The organism is Arthrobacter sp. 05L45_2, from assembly GCF_056397525.1.
On record NZ_JBFTNO010000320.1, the window covers coordinates 1 to 1,999 of the forward strand.

Annotated in this window: 4 protein-coding genes; 2 read left to right on the forward strand and 2 right to left on the reverse strand. The window is 67.7% G+C overall.

Features of this window, described 5'->3' with window-relative positions; all coding sequences use genetic code 11:
- The coding region (locus AC1DHD_RS15975; protein WP_476880649.1) for a SulP family inorganic anion transporter at positions 1-839 on the forward strand (839 nt) is incomplete at its 5' end.
- Positions 840-868: 29 nt separating this feature from the next.
- Here AC1DHD_RS15975 and AC1DHD_RS15980 read toward each other — a convergent pair.
- Positions 869-1,162, reverse strand: a complete 294-nt coding sequence (locus tag AC1DHD_RS15980; RefSeq protein ID WP_476880650.1) for a DUF4287 domain-containing protein — start codon at positions 1,160-1,162, stop codon at positions 869-871.
- Between the two features lie 130 nt (positions 1,163-1,292).
- On the opposite strand from AC1DHD_RS15980, the gene AC1DHD_RS15985 reads away from it, so the two are divergent.
- The gene (locus AC1DHD_RS15985; protein ID WP_476880651.1) at positions 1,293-1,733 is read left to right on the forward strand and encodes a protein-tyrosine phosphatase family protein; all 441 of its coding nucleotides are present in this window, start codon (positions 1,293-1,295) and stop codon (positions 1,731-1,733) included.
- Between the two features lie 117 nt (positions 1,734-1,850).
- On the opposite strand, the gene AC1DHD_RS15990 is transcribed toward AC1DHD_RS15985, so the two are convergent.
- Positions 1,851-1,997, reverse strand: coding sequence for a lmo0937 family membrane protein (locus AC1DHD_RS15990; protein ID WP_354234780.1), 147 nt, complete (start codon positions 1,995-1,997; stop codon positions 1,851-1,853).
- Between the last annotated feature and the right edge of the window lie 2 nt (positions 1,998-1,999).

Consider the following 1,999-nt stretch of genomic DNA (forward strand, 5'->3'; position numbering starts at 1 on the left):
CCCTCGACACGCTCGGGGTCATTTTTCCCTTCGCCCTCGCCATGGCTTTCGTCGGCCTGCTCGAATCACTGATGACGGCCAAACTGGTCGACGACATCACCGACACCCGGTCGCCCAAGACCCGCGAGGCCTGGGGCCAGGGCGTGGCCAACATCGTCACCGGATTCTTCGGCGGTATGGGCGGCTGCGCGATGATCGGCCAGACCATGATCAACGTCAAGGCCTCCGGCGCCCGCACCCGGATCTCCACGTTCCTGGCCGGCCTGTTCCTGCTGGTCCTTGTGGTGGCCCTCGGCGACGCCGTCTCGGTCATTCCGATGGCGGCGCTCGTGGCCGTGATGATCTTCGTCTCCGTGGCCACCTTCGACTGGCACAGCATCCGGCCGCGCACCCTGGTGCTGATGCCCAAGAGCGAGACCGGGGTGATGGCCGCCACCGTCATCGTCACCGTCGCCACCCATAACCTGGCGATCGGCGTCGGCGTCGGCGTCCTTGTCGCAATGGTCATGTTCGCCCGGCGGGTGGCGCATTTCGTGACGGTGGAGCGCACCGAGAGTTCCGTCGACGGGCGGGAGAGAGCCACCTACGTCGTCGACGGCGAACTGTTCTTCGCCTCCTCCAACGATCTCTACACCCAGTTCGACTATGCCCTTGACCCGCAGGACGTGGTGATCGACCTGCACGGCTCGCATCTGTGGGACGCCTCAACCATCGCGACGCTTGACGCCATCACCGCGAAGTACCGCCAGCAAGGCAAGGACGTGACGGTAGTCGGACTCAACGACGCCAGCAGCCTGATGCGCGAACGCCTGGCCGGGAAGCTCGGCGCCGGGCACTAGCAGGGCACTAGCCGGGCGGCCCCGCCGGGCTAGGACGCCGGCTTGGTCGCCTTGCCGTCGAGCCACAGGGTGTTGGATTCGTCGCTGTGCGCGCCGGTGGTCCCGACGTGTTTGCTGCTGATCCCCGGGCCTTGCCGGATGACGTGGACCAAAGCCATGCCGTGGCCGCGGCCCAGCCCGTAATCCGCGCGCAGCCAGTCGAGGATCTCGCCCGCCTGCGCGGAGGTCCCGGAAAACCCCTTCCTCCGCGCGAGCTCAAGGAGCTGACGTGGCGTCAGGCCCGTCCTGTCTTCGATGGTGTCGAGGTACGCCTGGAATGACATCCTTGGATTCCCTTCAGCGGAGCGTGGAGTTCCGGGCCACTCTAGGCACCGGATCCCGCCCCCGCCAGACCCTTCCGGCCCTAATCTGGAATCCTTCTACCTGGTTCGCCGACCGGCTACGCTCGGGACTATGGCGCAGACATGGGAGCCGGGCCAACCCGGCGTGCTCAGTCTTCCGTCCGGACGCTTGATCCGCGGCCGGGGGCTGTTGGCGCCGTTTCCGCCGGGACCGCGGCCCGAATTCGCGTTGTACCTGCTGGGGCGTCGTCCGCGTCCCGTGGGCTGGGAGTACCGGTGGGTGCGCTGGCGGGACCTGCGCATCCCGTCCGACGGCGACGACGCCCTCGATGCTTTCCGCGAAGCATGGCGCCGTGCGGCAACCGAGCGGGTGGAGGTGGCCTGCTGGGCCGGCCGGGGAAGAACAGGCACCGCGCTGGCCTGCATCGCGGTCCTGGACGGCGTCCCGGCCGCCGAGGCGGTCGAGTTTGTGCGGAGTAACTACCGGCGCGCTGCCGTGGAGACTCTCTGGCAGCGGCGCTACGTGGCGGGCTTTACCGGCGTCGAACCCTAACGCCCAACCCGTTCCCGGGCTCCGCCGCCCGGGGAGGGGCCCCTGAAGATGGGGCAGCCGTCCGCGGAGCTGCACGCTCCGCGGACGGTGGTTGCCGGGGCAACCAGTGTGCCGTAGCTAAGCGCGGGATCGGCCGCGGATGAAGTGGAAAATCAGGACAACGACGGCGATGACCAAAAGCAGGTGAATGAACCCGCCGCCGATGCTGCCGAGCAGGCCGAGGAGCCAAAGAACGGCGAGAATGATGGCTATCCAAAGCAACATTG